Here is a 13,729-nt window from a genome sequence, read left to right on the forward strand (position 1 = left end):
GGCTCGGCTACTTGATGAAACGGAGGTCGGCCACTATAAAGCGCCGGCGCGGATTTTTCACCCCGTGTAAGGCGTTCGCCATCGTTGTTTGAACATCCCGCCGACGGATCAGAACAGGTAGGATAGCTGCCTGATTTTTCTGTCTTGTTATCGGAGTTGCCCATGAGCGCCGTCAATCGCGCAGCGGTGGAAGCCGTTCTTCGCCAATACACCGACCCCTATCTGAACCAGGACCCGGTCAGCGCCGGCTGCGTGCGGACCATCGACGTCCAGGGCGATAAGGTCCTGGTCCAGATGGAACTGGGTTATGCCGCCGGTCTGTTCAAGAGCGGCTGGGCGCAGATGCTGCAACTGGCCATCGAAGGCCTGGACGGTGTCAGTTCGGCCAAGGTCGAGATCACCAGCGTGATTGCCGCGCACAAGGCTCAGGCGCAGATCCCGGGCCTGGCCAACGTCAAGAACGTGGTGGCCGTGGCGTCCGGCAAGGGCGGTGTGGGCAAATCCACCACCGCTGCCAACCTGGCCCTGGCCCTGGCCCGTGAAGGCGCCAAGGTGGGCATTCTCGACGCCGATATCTATGGCCCAAGCCAAGGCATCATGTTCGGCATCGCCGAAGGCACCCGCCCGAAGATCAAGGACCAGAAGTGGTTCGTGCCGATCGAGTCCCATGGCGTGGAAGTCATGTCCATGGCCTTCCTCACCGATGACAACACGCCGATGGTCTGGCGCGGGCCGATGGTCTCCGGGGCCTTGCTGCAACTGGTGACCCAGACCGACTGGGGCAACCTGGATTACCTGGTGATCGACATGCCACCAGGCACCGGCGATATCCAACTGACCCTGGCGCAGAAAGTGCCGGTGGCCGGCGCTGTGATCGTCACCACCCCGCAAGACCTGGCACTGCTGGATGCGCGCAAGGGCGTGGAGATGTTCCGCAAGGTCAACATCCCGGTGCTGGGCGTGGTGGAAAACATGGCGGTGCACATCTGCTCCAATTGCGGCCACGCCGAGCACCTGTTCGGTGAAGGCGGCGGCGAGAAGCTGGCCAGCCAATACGATGTCGAGCTGCTGGCTTCGTTGCCGTTGTCGATGCTGATCCGCGAACAGGCCGATGGTGGCAAGCCCACCGTGATTGCTGAGCCCGACAGCCAGATCGCCATGGTTTACCAGGAGCTGGCTCGCCACGTCGGTGCGCGCATCGTGTTGCAGGAAGCGGCTGCCCCGGCGATGCCGAACATCACCATCAGCGACGACTGACACCTCGGAAAAGCCTTGCTGTAGGCGCTGGTTTGCCAGCGATCGCGACCGTTAAATCGCCATCGCCGGCAAGCCGGCTCCTACAAGGGCAGGGTCAGATTCGCAGGCCGCCGTCCATTTCCAGGATGCGCCCGGTGTAATAGTCGTTTTCGAAGATATAGGCCGCCGAGTGGGCGATTTCTTCCGGCTTGCCCATGCGTTTGAGGGGGATGGCGGAGGTCATTCTTTCCAGGGCCTCGGGTTTCATGCTCTGGGTCATTTCGGTTTCGATAAAGCCCGGCGCAATGCCCGCCACGCGAATACCGTAGCGCGCCAGTTCCCGGGCCCAGGTCACGGTGGCGGCGACCACCCCGGCCTTGGCCGCGGAATAATTGGTCTGGCCGATGTTGCCGGCGCGGGAAATCGAAGAAATATTGATGATGGCGCCGCTGTTATTCAGCTCGACCATCTTCGCTGCCACTTCTCGAGTGCAGAGGAAGACCCCGGTCAGATTGACGTCGATCACCGCCTGCCACTGGGCCAGGCTCATCTTGCTGATTTCGCCGTCCTTGACCTTGAGCAGCAGACCGTCGCGCAGGATGCCGGCGTTGTTGATCAAGCCGTGGATGGCCCCGAAATCCTCGGCCACCCGGGCGACCATGTGCTCCACCTGCTCTTCATTGGCCACGTTGCACAGGTAGGCCCGGGCCTCGGCGCCCAGGGCTTGGCAGGCGGCCACGGCGGCGTCGAGTTTTTCCGGGTTCAGGTCCACCAGCGCCAGGCGGGCGCCCTTGGCAGCGAAATACTCGGCCATGGAACGGCCCAGACCTTGGCAACCGCCAGTGATAATGATTACTTTGTCGTCGAGTTGCATTCGCATGTCTCGCTAGCCGGTCGGAAGGGGGTTCCATTGCGGGGAACCTGCGCACGACGCCCGATACGGCCCGGTTACAGATCAGAATTGCCCCCAAGGGTGTCGCTGGAACGAAGCTCCAGGCGCCCGTCCGTTTCCGACGGATTAGTTTAAAGGAGTCATAAAGTGAGCGTTGAAGCGGCCAAGAATGCACGAGAATTACTGCTCAAGGAATACCGTGGCGTGCTGTCCACCCACTCCAAGGCGATGCCCGGTTTCCCCTTCGGTTCAGTGGTTCCCTATTGCCTGGACGAGCAGGGCCGGCCGCTGATTCTGATCAGCCGCATCGCCCAGCACACCCACAACCTGCAGAAGGACCCCAAGTGTTCGTTGCTGGTGGGCGAGCGCGAAGCCGAGGATGTGCAAGCCGTTGGGCGCCTGACGTACCTGGCCGAGGCCGAGAAACTCACCGACGACGTGCAGATCGAGGCGGCAGCCGAGCGTTACTACCGTTACTTTCCCGATTCGCAGAATTACCACCAAGCCCATGATTTCGATTTCTGGGTACTCAAGCCGGTGCGCCATCGTTACATCGGCGGTTTTGGCGCGATCCACTGGGTCGATCAACTGACCCTGGCCAACCCCTTTGCCGGCAAGGCCGAGGTCAGCATGGTCGAACACATGAACAGTGACCACGCCAAGGCCATTGCCCACTATGTCGAGCTGGCGGGTTTGCCGAGCAGCGTGCCCGCGCAATTGGCCGGGATCGACACCGAAGGCATGCACTTGCGTATCGGCCAGGGCCTCCACTGGTTGCCCTTCCAGGCACCTTGTAATACGCCGACACAAGTGCGCGAAGCCCTGGTTTTTCTGGCTCACGCCGACCATTGGCCGAAAAATGCAGGTGTCGACGCTTGAATTCACGAATTGGCGACGTCATCTACGGTCTACTGGAAGGCATTCTTCCGTAGAGGAAACCATTTGATGCGCCCTTTTCTGTTGCTCTTTCTGCTGTTCCCGGTGCTAGAGCTGTTTGTTTTCGTCAAGGTCAGCGCGGCGATCGGGTTTTTCCCGGCCCTGCTGCTGATCATTCTCGGCTCGATGCTGGGTGTGCTGGTCCTGCGGGTGGCCGGTCTGGCCACCGCGTTGCGGGCTCGTGAAAGCCTGAACCGCGGCGAACTGCCGGCCCAGACCATGCTGGAAGGGCTGATGCTGGCCCTGGGTGGCGGTCTGTTGATTATCCCGGGCTTTATCAGCGACATTTTCGGCCTGATCATGCTGCTGCCTATCACTCGCCGCCTGCTGGCCAACAAAATGCGCAAGCGGGCCGAGGAACAGGCCATTCGTCAACGCGCCTTTGCCGATGACATGCGCACCGCCCGCGGTGGCCCGTCGCCCCAGCAACCTTTGGGCCGTGAGCCCAATGTGATCGAAGGCGAGTTCGAACACCGGGACTCGTAACCTCGGCTGACTCACACACGGCACCTTCGGGTGCCGTGTGTGTTTCTGGCGACGACGATGTAAAAAATTTCATCGCGCTGCCCTTGTAATAAGCTTATGCGCCCTTATGTAACGGTCACCGCAAGGTTTCTGGTGGTTGCACCAGACAGACTTCCGCGTCTCGCTCGTCGAGCCGCAACCGGCCACGCCGGAATTTGTTAACCCGCCGGTATCCACACCGGCCGTTGAAAACCACAATTAGGAGAGATCGACAATGAAGCTTCGTCCTCTGCATGACCGCGTCGTTATCCGTCGCAGCGAAGAAGAATCGAAAACTGCTGGCGGTATCGTTCTGCCAGGTTCGGCCGCTGAAAAACCTAACCGTGGCGAAATCGTCGCTGTGGGTACCGGCCGTGTGCTGGACAACGGTGAAGTACGTGCGCTGGCCGTGAAAGTGGGTGACAAGGTTGTGTTTGGCCCTTACTCCGGCAGCAACACTGTGAAAGTCGACGGCGAAGACCTGCTGGTAATGGCTGAGAACGAAATTCTCGCCGTTATCGAAGGCTGATTCCCGCGCATCTTCCCGTTACTACAAAGTATTTAAGGAATATCGATCATGGCTGCTAAAGAAGTTAAATTCGGCGATTCCGCCCGCAAGAAAATGCTCACCGGTGTCAATGTCCTGGCTGACGCAGTAAAAGCGACCTTGGGCCCGAAAGGCCGTAACGTGATCATCGAGAAGAGCTTCGGCGCTCCGACCATCACCAAGGACGGCGTTTCCGTTGCCAAAGAAATCGAGCTGAAAGATCGCTTCGAAAACATGGGCGCGCAGCTGGTTAAAGACGTTGCTTCCCGTGCTAACGATGACGCTGGCGACGGTACTACCACCGCTACCGTTCTGGCTCAGTCGATCGTCAACGAAGGCCTGAAAGCCGTCGCTGCCGGCATGAACCCGATGGACCTGAAACGCGGCATCGACAAGGCGACCATCGCCATCGTCAAAGAGCTGAAAGGTCTGTCCAAGCCATGCGCTGACTCCAAAGCCATCGCTCAGGTTGGCACCATCTCTGCCAACTCCGACAACTCCATCGGCGACATCATTGCCGAAGCCATGGAAAAAGTCGGTAAAGAAGGCGTGATCACCGTTGAAGAAGGCTCGGGCCTGGAAAACGAACTGTCGGTTGTAGAAGGCATGCAGTTCGACCGTGGCTACCTGTCCCCTTACTTCATCAACAAGCCGGACACCATGGTCGCCGAACTCGACGGTCCGCTGATCCTGCTGGTTGACAAGAAGATCTCCAACATCCGCGAAATGCTGCCAGTGCTGGAAGCCGTTGCCAAAGCCGGTCGCCCACTGCTGATCGTGGCTGAAGACGTTGAAGGCGAAGCCCTGGCGACTCTGGTTGTGAACAACATGCGTGGCATCGTTAAAGTCGCTGCCGTCAAGGCACCAGGCTTCGGCGACCGTCGCAAGGCCATGCTGCAGGACATCGCCGTCCTGACCGGCGGTACCGTTATCTCCGAAGAGATCGGCCTGAGCCTGGAAAGCACCACCCTGGAGCACCTGGGTAACGCCAAGCGCGTGATCCTGTCCAAAGAAAACACCACCATCATCGACGGTGCTGGCGTTGAAGCGGACATCCAGGCTCGTGTGACTCAGATCCGTCAACAAGTCGCCGACACTTCGTCCGACTACGACCGTGAAAAACTGCAAGAGCGTCTGGCCAAGCTGTCCGGCGGCGTTGCAGTGATCAAGGTTGGCGCTGGCTCCGAAGTTGAAATGAAAGAGAAGAAAGCCCGCGTTGAAGACGCCCTGCACGCTACCCGTGCAGCCGTTGAAGAAGGCGTGGTACCTGGCGGCGGCGTGGCACTGGTTCGTGCCCTGCAAGCCATCAGCGAGCTGAAAGGCGACAACGCTGACCAAGACGTGGGCATCCAACTGCTGCGTCGCGCTGTTGAAGCGCCACTGCGCCAGATCGTTGCCAACTCCGGCGACGAGCCAAGCGTAGTTGTCGACAAGGTCAAGCAAGGCGAAGGTAACTACGGTTACAACGCAGCGACCGGCGAATACGGCGACATGATCGCGATGGGTATCCTGGACCCGGCTAAAGTGACTCGTTCTGCTCTGCAGGCCGCAGCCTCTATCGCCAGCCTGATGATCACCACCGAAGCGATGATTGCTGAAATCGCTGAAGACAAACCAGCTGGCGGCGGCATGCCAGACATGGGCGGCATGGGTGGCATGGGCGGCATGATGTAAGCCAGCCTTACCCCCGTACTGAAAAACCCCGCCGGTGAACACCGGCGGGGTTTTTTATTGCCCGTGAAATGTGTCGCTCAGAGTCGGCGCTGTCCCGCGGCCTGTCGGGCTGCAACGCCGCGGATGTTATCCCTGTACCGCTTGGGCGGAAGGTACCGGCACGGCGGCGGGCGAGGGACGGTAAAGAATGAAGTAATAGGTGCCCAGGCTGATCAGCCAGCAAAAAATCGCCGTCCAGACGTTGTGGGAGAAGAAGTGCGCGCCCTGCATCATGCGGCCGATGGAGAACACGGTGCCCAGGGCAAAGGCGAAGACCAGGGCTTTGCGCGCCAGCCGTGGCCGGCGATCACGCAGTACAAAGAACAGCGCAAACAAAGTGAAACCGGTCGCCGCGTGGCCGCCGGGCCAGCAGCGGCCGGGCTTGTCGGTCGGCGGGCGGGGGCTCAGCAGTTCGCTGTAGGTTTCCTTGCCACCAAACTCCCTCAGGCTCCAGGGGCATTGCACGGCGGTCACGGCCTTGACCGGTGTCACAAAGCCCGTGGCCAAGGCCAGGGACAGTACCAGGCAGCCCAGTTCCCGCTTGAACGGTTGGAGCCGAGCCGTCATGAAGGACGCCACGAAACCGATGATCGAGAGCACCGAAAAGGCGATGACCACCTGTTTGGCTCGATCGTGGAGGATGGTTTCCAGCAGGTAGCTGTGCCCACCGATAAACGCGCCGGCCACCGGGTCGTAGAAACGCTTGGCCAGGTCCATGTCCAAAGACGTCAGCTCAAGCAGGATCAGAGTCGCCGCCGTGACAGCGGGAACCCCCAGGCATACCCAGAAGTTGAGGGGCCTGGAAGCAGGGCGGATGAGGGCTGAGGTCATGCGGGATCCTTGGGCAGGGGAGGCGATCAAGTCGCGGATTCGCGCGCAGTCTGCGGCCGCTGCTGTCATCAGCCTGTGAACCGATAGTGAAAAAAACGTCAAGCCGGCACCCGGGCGCGCACCACGCCCACGCCGGCTTTACGGCGCTAGCGGAGAGCTACGCTTGGCCTTAAGCTGCGCGAGCCAAGACGGCGGCAACTGTGTAGGGAGAAAAGTGCCCATGCGAATTTTATTGGTTGAAGACAACCGCGATATCCTGGCCAACCTGGCGGATTACCTGGGGCTCAAGGGCTACACCGTGGACTGCGCGCAGGACGGCCTGTCGGGCCTGCACCTGGCCGCCACCGAACATTACGACTTGATCGTGCTCGACATCATGCTCCCCGGCATCGATGGCTACACCCTGTGCAAGCGCCTGCGTGAAGACGCCCGGCGTGACACCCCGGTGATCATGCTCACCGCCCGCGATCAGTTGGACGACCGTCTCCAGGGCTTCAAGTCCGGTGCCGACGACTACCTGGTCAAACCCTTTGCCCTGTCCGAGTTGGCGGCGCGCATCGAAGCCGTGATGCGTCGCACCCAGGGCGGTGGCCGTCGGGCCTTGCAGGTCGGTGATTTGAGTTACGACCTCGACACCCTGGAGGTCACCCGCGAGGGCCGCTTGCTCAAGCTCAACCCGGTGGGCCTCAAACTGTTGGCGGTGCTGATGCAGAAGAGCCCCCATGTGCTGCGTCGCGAAGTCTTGGAAGAGGCCCTGTGGGGCGACGACTGCCCGGACAGCGACAGCCTGCGCAGCCACGTTCACCAGTTGCGCCAGGTGATCGACAAACCGTTCGCCAAGCCGCTGCTGCATACCGTGCACGGCGTCGGTTACCGCTTGGCCGAGGGTCGTGATGGAGTTTAAGCAGAGCCTCGCCCAGCGCATCATCATCGCTTTTGCCCTGATGAGCGCCTTGGTGGCGGGGGCCTTCGCCATGGGTATTGTGGCCACCGTGCACCTGGTCGAAGAGAAGTTGATCTCCGCAGGGCTGGGGGGCGACTTGCAGCGCTTGTTGCTGATGGACAATGTCGCCGACTGGAGCCACCGCCCCGAACCGGATCAGTTGTTCTACTTCAGTGGCGGGCTTGGCGATTTCGAACTGCCCAAGGACCTGCGTCATCTGGAACCGGGTTTTCACGAAGTGTTTCGTGAGCAACTGTCCTATCACGCCATGGTTGAGGTGGTGGACGGGCGGCGTTACGTGTTGCTGCAGGATCAAAGCGATTTCGAAGAGCGCGAGCGGGTGTTGTTCGCCGTGGTCCTGGTGGGTTTTGTCCTGAGCTTGGCCTTGGCGGTGTTTCTGGGCTGGGTCCTGGCGCGCAAAGTCATGGCGCCGGTGGTTCGTTTGGCCCGTCAAGTGCGGCACCGCGACCAATTGCTCGGCCTGGCGCCCCCCTTGGCCCCGGACTATGCCGCCGATGAGGTGGGTGAGTTGGCCATTGCCTTCGACGCCACCCTGGGCCGCCTGCGCCAAGCCCTGAGCCGCGAACGGCTGTTCACCAGTGATGTCAGCCATGAATTGCGCACGCCGTTGATGGTGCTGGCCAGCTCCTGTGAACTGCTCCTGGAAAACCCCGGTATCGACCAGCGCGGGCGTGCCCAGGTCGAGCGCATTGCCCGGGCCAGCGAGGAGATGCGCGAGTTGGTGCAGACCTTCCTGATGCTCGCCCGGGCTCAACGTGAAGACGCCAGCATGTCGGCCCAGGTGACCCTGCGCCAGGCGGCCGAAGACTTGCTCGGGGTGTGGCAAGGGCCGATCAACGACAAGGGCATCGAACTGATCTTCGAACCCGGCCAGCCTCTGGACACCCGCTACAACGTGACCTTCCTGCACGCGGTGATGGGCAACCTGCTGCGCAATGCCCTGCATTACACCGAACGCGGGTTTATCCGCCTGACCCTGGAGCCCAGCGGCTTTGTGGTGGAAGACAGTGGTGTGGGCATCCCCGAAGAGAAGCGTGAAGCCATGTTCGAGCCCTTTGTGCGTGGTGATGAAAAGCGCGGCGAGGGCCTGGGCCTAGGCTTGTCCCTGGTGCAGCGGATTTGCGAGAACCAGGGCTGGAGCGTCAGCCTCAGCACCATGACCCCCAACGGCTGCCGCTTCCATGTCGAACTCAGTCCTGCGCAGCCTTGATCGCGAAAGGCCCCGACCGGTCGGGGCGGCTTTATTCTTCTGAGGTGGCCCCAGGCCAGTGTGCTTGAGCGGTAAAACCTTGAAATATTTCCGCCGTGGACGGGACGAAGTTTTCACAAAGACATGACCTGACGCTGACATGCGGCTGCCTAAGGTGGCGCCATCAGTTGCAGGAGACTTTGGTGATGGCTACCCCGATCAAGCTGGAATTTTCCAACAAGTACGACGAACAACACGCCCAGGAATATTTGTTCAAGCACCAGGATGGCCTGGCGCGCAAATTGTCCCACCGCCGTGACGAGCAACTGGCTCGTGCAGCCCTGGCGCTGGCCGGTGAGCCGGGCCTGGTGCTGGACCTGCCCTGTGGCGCGGGACGTTTCTGGCCGTTGCTGGCGGAAAAACCCAATCGCGTGATCATCGGTGCTGACAATTCTGCGGCTATGCTCAGTCTGGCCACAGTGGCCCAACCCGCCGATGTGGTGAAACGGGTACAACCCTTGCAGACGTCAGCTTTCGCTATCGACCTGGCGGATAACGCAGTGGATAGCATTTTCTCCATGCGCTTGCTGCACCACATTGGTGAGTCGGCTCATCGACTGGCATTACTCCGTGAATTTCAACGGGTTACTCGCGACAGTGTGATCGTCTCGTTGTGGGTCGACGGCAATTTCAAGGCGTTCAAACGCAAGCGCATGGAGCAAAAACGCCGTGCGCAAACGGAGTCGTCGGGTTACCAGAATCGTTTCGTGTTACCTGTCGTTACGGTTGAACAGGAGTTTGAAGAGGCCGGGTTTCGTATCCAGGACCATTTTGACTTTTTCCCGCTCTACGCCATGTGGCGAGTCTACGTATTACGCAAGAGGTAAGAGGATGGCTGTGGAATGTGTCTCGCACATGGAAGGTGCGGCTACGGAACGCTTCGAGCATTTCTGGAACCAGCAGGGTGAATGGGTCGAACCCCCCAATCAGCGGCGTGGCGGAGAGAGCGGGGTACAGCGACTCGTCAGTGACGGTCGCCTGCTGTATGTGAAGCGTCAGGTCGGGCACATCTATCGCAGTTGGCTGCATCCGTTCGGCCGGCCCACGGTGTTGCGTGAGCAGGACGCGCTCAAGGGCCTGGGCGTATTAGGCGTGGGCGTGCCGGAGCTGGTGTTCTGCGGCGCCCGGCGTGATTCTCAGCAAGGCTGGCAGGCGCTGCTGGTGACCGCGGCCCTGGAGGGCTTTGTAGAGATCGATACCTGGTACGCCGCGGGTGAGCGTGAGCGTCATGGCGAGGCGCTCCATGATCGGCTCTTGCAGGCCCTGGCCGCGACCCTGGTGCGCATGCACAAGGGCCGCTGGCAACATGGCTGCCTGTATGCCAAGCATGTGTTTGTAAGGGTCACGGGGACTGGCGAACAGGCCCGGATTGACGTGGCCTTGCTGGATTTCGAAAAGTGCCGCCAGCGTTTGAGCGCCCAGCGGGCTGCGGCCCATGATCTGAAGCAACTGCGTCGCCACTCGTCGTGGAGCGACCCGGACTGGCAGAAACTCTACTATTTTTATAGAACGGCGTTTGGCAGCGCTATCAAGGGTTTAACCTGATGAAACTCGAAATTGCACGAGGTTTGTTTTTAGTAGGAGCCTTGGCAGTTGCCTCGTTGGCTGTGGTTGCCTGGGAGCAGCCGCGGACTCAGATCCTCAGCGTCGGAGACGCACATTGTCCTTTGCCTCGGGTGGTCAAGACATCCGTGGCGGCCAAACCCGACCATGACATCCTGTTGTTCATGTTCGGTATGGCCCAAGGCATGAGGCCACAGAGTTGAAGCACAGCCCACAGACCGAAAGGCCTCGCATTGCGAGGCCTTTTCTTTTGCCCGGGGATCAGCGTTCGGCCTTGGACAGCAGGGTGTAAATGCAGGGCAGCACGAACAGGGTGAACAGGGTGCCGATGGACATCCCCGTGGCGATCACCATGCCGATGTCAAAGCGACTGACGGCGCCGGCGCCGGTGGCCAGGATCAACGGCACCATGCCAAAGACCATGGCGGCGGTGGTCATCAACACCGGGCGCAGGCGGATGGCGGCCGCTTCTTCCACGGCCTCTCGGGCGCTCAGGCCCTTGCTCTGGCGCAACTGGTTGGCGAACTCGACGATCAGGATCCCGTGTTTGCTGATCAGGCCGATCAGCGTCACCAGGCCCACCTGGGTGTAGATGTTCATGCTCGACCAGCCGAGAAACAGCGGGATCAAGGCCCCGCAGATCGACAGCGGCACCGTCACCAGGATCACCAACGGGTCACGGAAGCTCTCGAACTGCGCAGCCAGCACCAGGAAGATGATCGCCAGGGCCAGGCCGAAGGTCACCCACAAGGCACTGCCTTCCTGGACGAATTGGCGACTGGCGCTGGCGTAGTCGAAGGCATAGCCGGCCGGGGCTTCTTCCCGGGCGATCTGGCGTACGGTCTCGATGGCCTCGCCCATGCTCACCAGGGGCACACCGGAGAGGGTGGCGGCGTTGAGCTGCTGGAACTGGTTCAACTGTCGCGGCCGGGCGCGGTCGCTGACCTTGATCAGGGTCGACAGCGGCAAGGCTTCGCCCCGGTTGTTTTTCACGTAGTAGTTGTTCAGCCAGTCAGGGTTGTCGCGGTAGGCGCGCTCGACCTGGGCGATGACCTTGTAGCTGCGCCCGTCGATGGTGAAGCGGTTGATCTCCGCCTCCCCCAGCAGGGTCGCCAGGGTGCCGCCCAGGTCTTCCATCGACACGCCCATCTGCGCCGCTTTGGCCCGGTCGATGTCCACCACCACTTCGGGTTTGTCGAAGGCCAGGTCGAGGTCGACGAAGGCGAACTTGCCGGACTCCATGGCCCGCGCCTTGATTCGGTTGGCCACCTCCAGCAGCGCCTCGTACCCGTCGGGGGTGTTGATCACGAAGGCGAACGGCAGGCCTTCGCCGGTGCCGGGCAGGGACGGCAGGTTGAAGCCGAAGACCTGCAGCCCGGCGATGCCGTCGAGTTTGCTTTGCACCTTGGGCAGGATCTGCATCTGGGTCTGGCTGCGCTCGTTCCAGGGCTTGAGCAGGAAGCCGCCGATGCCCGATTGCACGCCGTTGAAGCCGTTGATCTGGAACGACGAGTAGTACTCGGGGAACTCTTTGAAGATCGTCAGGAACTCATCGGTGTAGGCGTTGAGGTAGTCCAGGTTGGTGGGCTGGGGCGCACTGGCCATCATGAAAATGATGCCCTGGTCTTCATCGGGGGCCAGCTCAGACTTGGTGAACTTGAGCAGCAGCGGAATCAGGCACAGCACGATGAGTGCAAACACCAGCACCACCGGGCGGGTGTTGAGGGTGCCGTGGAGCATGCGCTGGTAGCGTCGCTTGAGGCCTTCGAAAATCTGGTCGAGGCGATAGGCCAGGCCGCTGGGGTTTTCGTCATGGCGCAGTAACAGCGCACACATCATCGGCGACAGGGTCAGGGCGACGATCCCGGAGATCACCACGGCCCCGGCCAGGGTCAGGGCAAACTCCTTGAACAGTGCCCCGGTCAGGCCTTGGAGAAAGCCAATGGGCGCGTAGACCGCTGCCAGGGTGATGGTCATGGACACCACCGGCATGGCGATTTCCCGGGCGCCCTCGATGGCGGCATCGAACGGCGTCTTGCCCTCTTCGATGTGCCGGTGGATGTTCTCCACCACCACGATGGCATCGTCCACCACCAGGCCGATGGCCAACACCATCGCCAGCAGGGTCAGGAGGTTGATCGAGTAGCCCATCAACTGCATGAAGAACATCACACCAATCATCGACAGCGGAATGGTGATCACCGGGATCACCACCGAGCGCAGGGCGCCGAGGAACAGGAAAACCACGACGATGACGATCAACACCGCTTCGAACAGGGTCTTGACCACTTCGTCGATGGAGGCCTGGATAAACAGGGTGGCGTCGTAGGCGATTTCCGATTTGAGGTTGGGCGGCAACTGGGCTTCCAGCTGCGGCATGATCTTGCGTACTTCCTTGATCACGTCCAGCGGGTTGGCGCCCGGGGTCGCCTTGATCCCGATGTACACCGAGGGGATGCCGCCAAAGGAGCTGATGGCGTTGTAGCTTTCAGCGCCCATTTCCACCCGCGCCACGTCACTGAGCAGGACCCTGCTGTCACCCTCGACCTTCACTGGAATGGCGGCAAAGGCTTCGGCCGACTTGAGTTCGGTGTTGGCGTTGATGCTGGTGACCACGTATTCGCCCTTCACCTCGCCGGCGGCCGAGAGGAAGTTGTACTGGCGCACCGCGTTGGTCACGTCGCTGGCACTGAGACCGAAGCCGGCGAGCTTGACCGGGTCCAGCCAGAGGCGCATGGCGAACACCTGGTTGCCGAGGATCTCCGCCTCGGCCATACCGGGCAGGGTGGCCAGCTTGGGCTGGATGACCCGTGACAGGTAGTCGGTGATCTGCGGGTTGTTCAATTCCTGGCTGTAGAAACTGATGTACATCAGCGCCGAGGCGTCTGCGGCTTCTTTGCTCAGCACCGGGTCTTCGGCTTGCTGGGGCAACTGGTTCTTGACCTCGTTGGCCTTGGCCAGCAATTCGGTGAACAGCCGGTCGCTGTTGGAGCCGATCCGCGCGTAGATCGAAATCACCGAGAAGTTTTGCCGGCTGACCGAGGTCATGTAGTCGATGCCTTCGGCGCTGGCCAGGCTCTGCTGCATGGGTTGGGTGATGTAGCCCTGGATGGTCTCGGCGTTGGCCCCGGGGTAGGCGGTGGTCACCGTGATCAGGGCGTTTTCCATTTGCGGGTACTGGCGCAGGGGCAGCTTGCTCCAGGCCTGGAAGCCCAGCAGGACAATCAACAGGCTGACCACGGTAGCGAGCACCGGGCGGCGAATGAACGGATCGGTAAAGGCCATGGGGGTTCC

At 61.0% G+C, this 13,729-nt stretch carries 12 protein-coding genes and 1 pseudogene; 10 read left to right on the forward strand and 3 right to left on the reverse strand.

Features of this window, described 5'->3' with window-relative positions; translation table 11 throughout:
• Window positions 1-162 precede the first annotated feature (162 nt).
• The gene (apbC, locus tag M1B34_RS26720) at window positions 163-1,257 is read left to right on the forward strand and encodes an iron-sulfur cluster carrier protein ApbC (RefSeq protein WP_123328663.1); all 1,095 of its coding nucleotides are present in this window, start codon (window positions 163-165) and stop codon (window positions 1,255-1,257) included.
• 94 nt (window positions 1,258-1,351) lie between these two features.
• Here apbC and M1B34_RS26725 read toward each other — a convergent pair whose 3' ends face one another.
• On the reverse strand, window positions 1,352-2,110 hold the full coding sequence (locus tag M1B34_RS26725) for an SDR family oxidoreductase (protein ID WP_268266696.1): 759 nt from the start codon (window positions 2,108-2,110) through the stop codon (window positions 1,352-1,354).
• A 165-nt stretch (window positions 2,111-2,275) separates the two neighbouring features.
• On the opposite strand from M1B34_RS26725, the gene M1B34_RS26730 reads away from it, so the two are divergent.
• The 4 genes from M1B34_RS26730 to groL all read left to right on the forward strand — a co-directional run bounded on the left by M1B34_RS26730 (window position 2,276) and on the right by groL (window position 5,789).
• Complete coding sequence (locus tag M1B34_RS26730) at window positions 2,276-3,007, forward strand: HugZ family pyridoxamine 5'-phosphate oxidase (RefSeq protein ID WP_268262592.1); 732 nt, start codon at window positions 2,276-2,278, stop codon at window positions 3,005-3,007.
• 66 nt (window positions 3,008-3,073) lie between these two features.
• On the forward strand, window positions 3,074-3,550 hold the full coding sequence (locus M1B34_RS26735; protein ID WP_123328660.1) for an FxsA family protein: 477 nt from the start codon (window positions 3,074-3,076) through the stop codon (window positions 3,548-3,550).
• 253 nt (window positions 3,551-3,803) lie between these two features.
• Entirely contained in the window at window positions 3,804-4,097 is a 294-nt protein-coding gene (locus tag M1B34_RS26740; protein ID WP_011063093.1) for a co-chaperone GroES, read from the forward strand.
• 48 nt (window positions 4,098-4,145) lie between these two features.
• On the forward strand, window positions 4,146-5,789 hold the full coding sequence (gene groL, locus M1B34_RS26745; RefSeq protein WP_123328659.1) for a chaperonin GroEL: 1,644 nt from the start codon (window positions 4,146-4,148) through the stop codon (window positions 5,787-5,789).
• Window positions 5,790-5,915: 126 nt separating this feature from the next.
• Here groL and M1B34_RS26750 read toward each other — a convergent pair whose 3' ends face one another.
• The gene (locus tag M1B34_RS26750; RefSeq protein WP_268266697.1) at window positions 5,916-6,659 is read right to left on the reverse strand and encodes a phosphatase PAP2 family protein; all 744 of its coding nucleotides are present in this window, start codon (window positions 6,657-6,659) and stop codon (window positions 5,916-5,918) included.
• Between the two features lie 220 nt (window positions 6,660-6,879).
• On the opposite strand from M1B34_RS26750, the gene colR reads away from it, so the two are divergent.
• From colR to M1B34_RS26775, 5 genes are all read left to right on the forward strand, one after another.
• A complete protein-coding gene (colR, locus tag M1B34_RS26755) occupies window positions 6,880-7,563 on the forward strand; it encodes a two-component system response regulator ColR (RefSeq protein WP_123328657.1) in 684 nt (227 codons plus the stop codon).
• Window positions 7,553-8,833: a sensor histidine kinase gene (locus tag M1B34_RS26760; RefSeq protein WP_268266698.1), complete on the forward strand. Its 1,281-nt coding sequence runs from the start codon at window positions 7,553-7,555 to the stop codon at window positions 8,831-8,833. Before colR ends, M1B34_RS26760 begins: the two co-directional genes overlap by 11 nt.
• A gap of 185 nt (window positions 8,834-9,018) precedes the next feature.
• Window positions 9,019-9,699 (forward strand): class I SAM-dependent methyltransferase, encoded by a 681-nt coding sequence (locus M1B34_RS26765; RefSeq protein WP_268266699.1) that lies wholly within the window; start codon window positions 9,019-9,021, stop codon window positions 9,697-9,699.
• Window positions 9,700-9,703: 4 nt separating this feature from the next.
• Window positions 9,704-10,417 (forward strand): lipopolysaccharide kinase InaA family protein, encoded by a 714-nt coding sequence (locus M1B34_RS26770; RefSeq protein ID WP_268266700.1) that lies wholly within the window; start codon window positions 9,704-9,706, stop codon window positions 10,415-10,417.
• Window positions 10,417-10,638 carry a hypothetical protein gene (locus M1B34_RS26775; protein ID WP_123328653.1) on the forward strand — a complete coding sequence of 74 codons (222 nt, stop codon included), beginning with the start codon at window positions 10,417-10,419 and terminating at the stop codon, window positions 10,636-10,638. Before M1B34_RS26770 ends, M1B34_RS26775 begins: the two co-directional genes overlap by 1 nt.
• A 27-nt stretch (window positions 10,639-10,665) precedes the next feature.
• Here M1B34_RS26775 and M1B34_RS26780 read toward each other — a convergent pair.
• Window positions 10,666-13,720 (reverse strand): annotated as a pseudogene (locus M1B34_RS26780) (multidrug efflux RND transporter permease subunit); the annotation flags it as partial.
• Window positions 13,721-13,729 lie beyond the last annotated feature (9 nt).

This window comes from Pseudomonas morbosilactucae (genome assembly GCF_023241715.1).
GTDB lineage: Bacteria > Pseudomonadota > Gammaproteobacteria > Pseudomonadales > Pseudomonadaceae > Aquipseudomonas > Aquipseudomonas morbosilactucae.

Coding starts and splice junctions, on each gene's coding strand:
- apbC (WP_123328663.1), top strand. CDS start 163: ATGAGCGCCGTCAATCGCGCAGCGGTGGAAGCCGTTCTTCGCCAATAC.
- M1B34_RS26725 (WP_268266696.1), bottom strand. CDS start 2,110: ATGCAACTCGACGACAAAGTAATCATTATCACTGGCGGTTGCCAAGGT.
- M1B34_RS26735 (WP_123328660.1), top strand. CDS start 3,074: ATGCGCCCTTTTCTGTTGCTCTTTCTGCTGTTCCCGGTGCTAGAGCTG.
- M1B34_RS26740 (WP_011063093.1), top strand. CDS start 3,804: ATGAAGCTTCGTCCTCTGCATGACCGCGTCGTTATCCGTCGCAGCGAA.
- groL (WP_123328659.1), top strand. CDS start 4,146: ATGGCTGCTAAAGAAGTTAAATTCGGCGATTCCGCCCGCAAGAAAATG.
- M1B34_RS26750 (WP_268266697.1), bottom strand. CDS start 6,659: ATGACCTCAGCCCTCATCCGCCCTGCTTCCAGGCCCCTCAACTTCTGG.
- colR (WP_123328657.1), top strand. CDS start 6,880: ATGCGAATTTTATTGGTTGAAGACAACCGCGATATCCTGGCCAACCTG.
- M1B34_RS26760 (WP_268266698.1), top strand. CDS start 7,553: ATGGAGTTTAAGCAGAGCCTCGCCCAGCGCATCATCATCGCTTTTGCC.
- M1B34_RS26765 (WP_268266699.1), top strand. CDS start 9,019: ATGGCTACCCCGATCAAGCTGGAATTTTCCAACAAGTACGACGAACAA.
- M1B34_RS26770 (WP_268266700.1), top strand. CDS start 9,704: ATGGCTGTGGAATGTGTCTCGCACATGGAAGGTGCGGCTACGGAACGC.
- M1B34_RS26775 (WP_123328653.1), top strand. CDS start 10,417: ATGAAACTCGAAATTGCACGAGGTTTGTTTTTAGTAGGAGCCTTGGCA.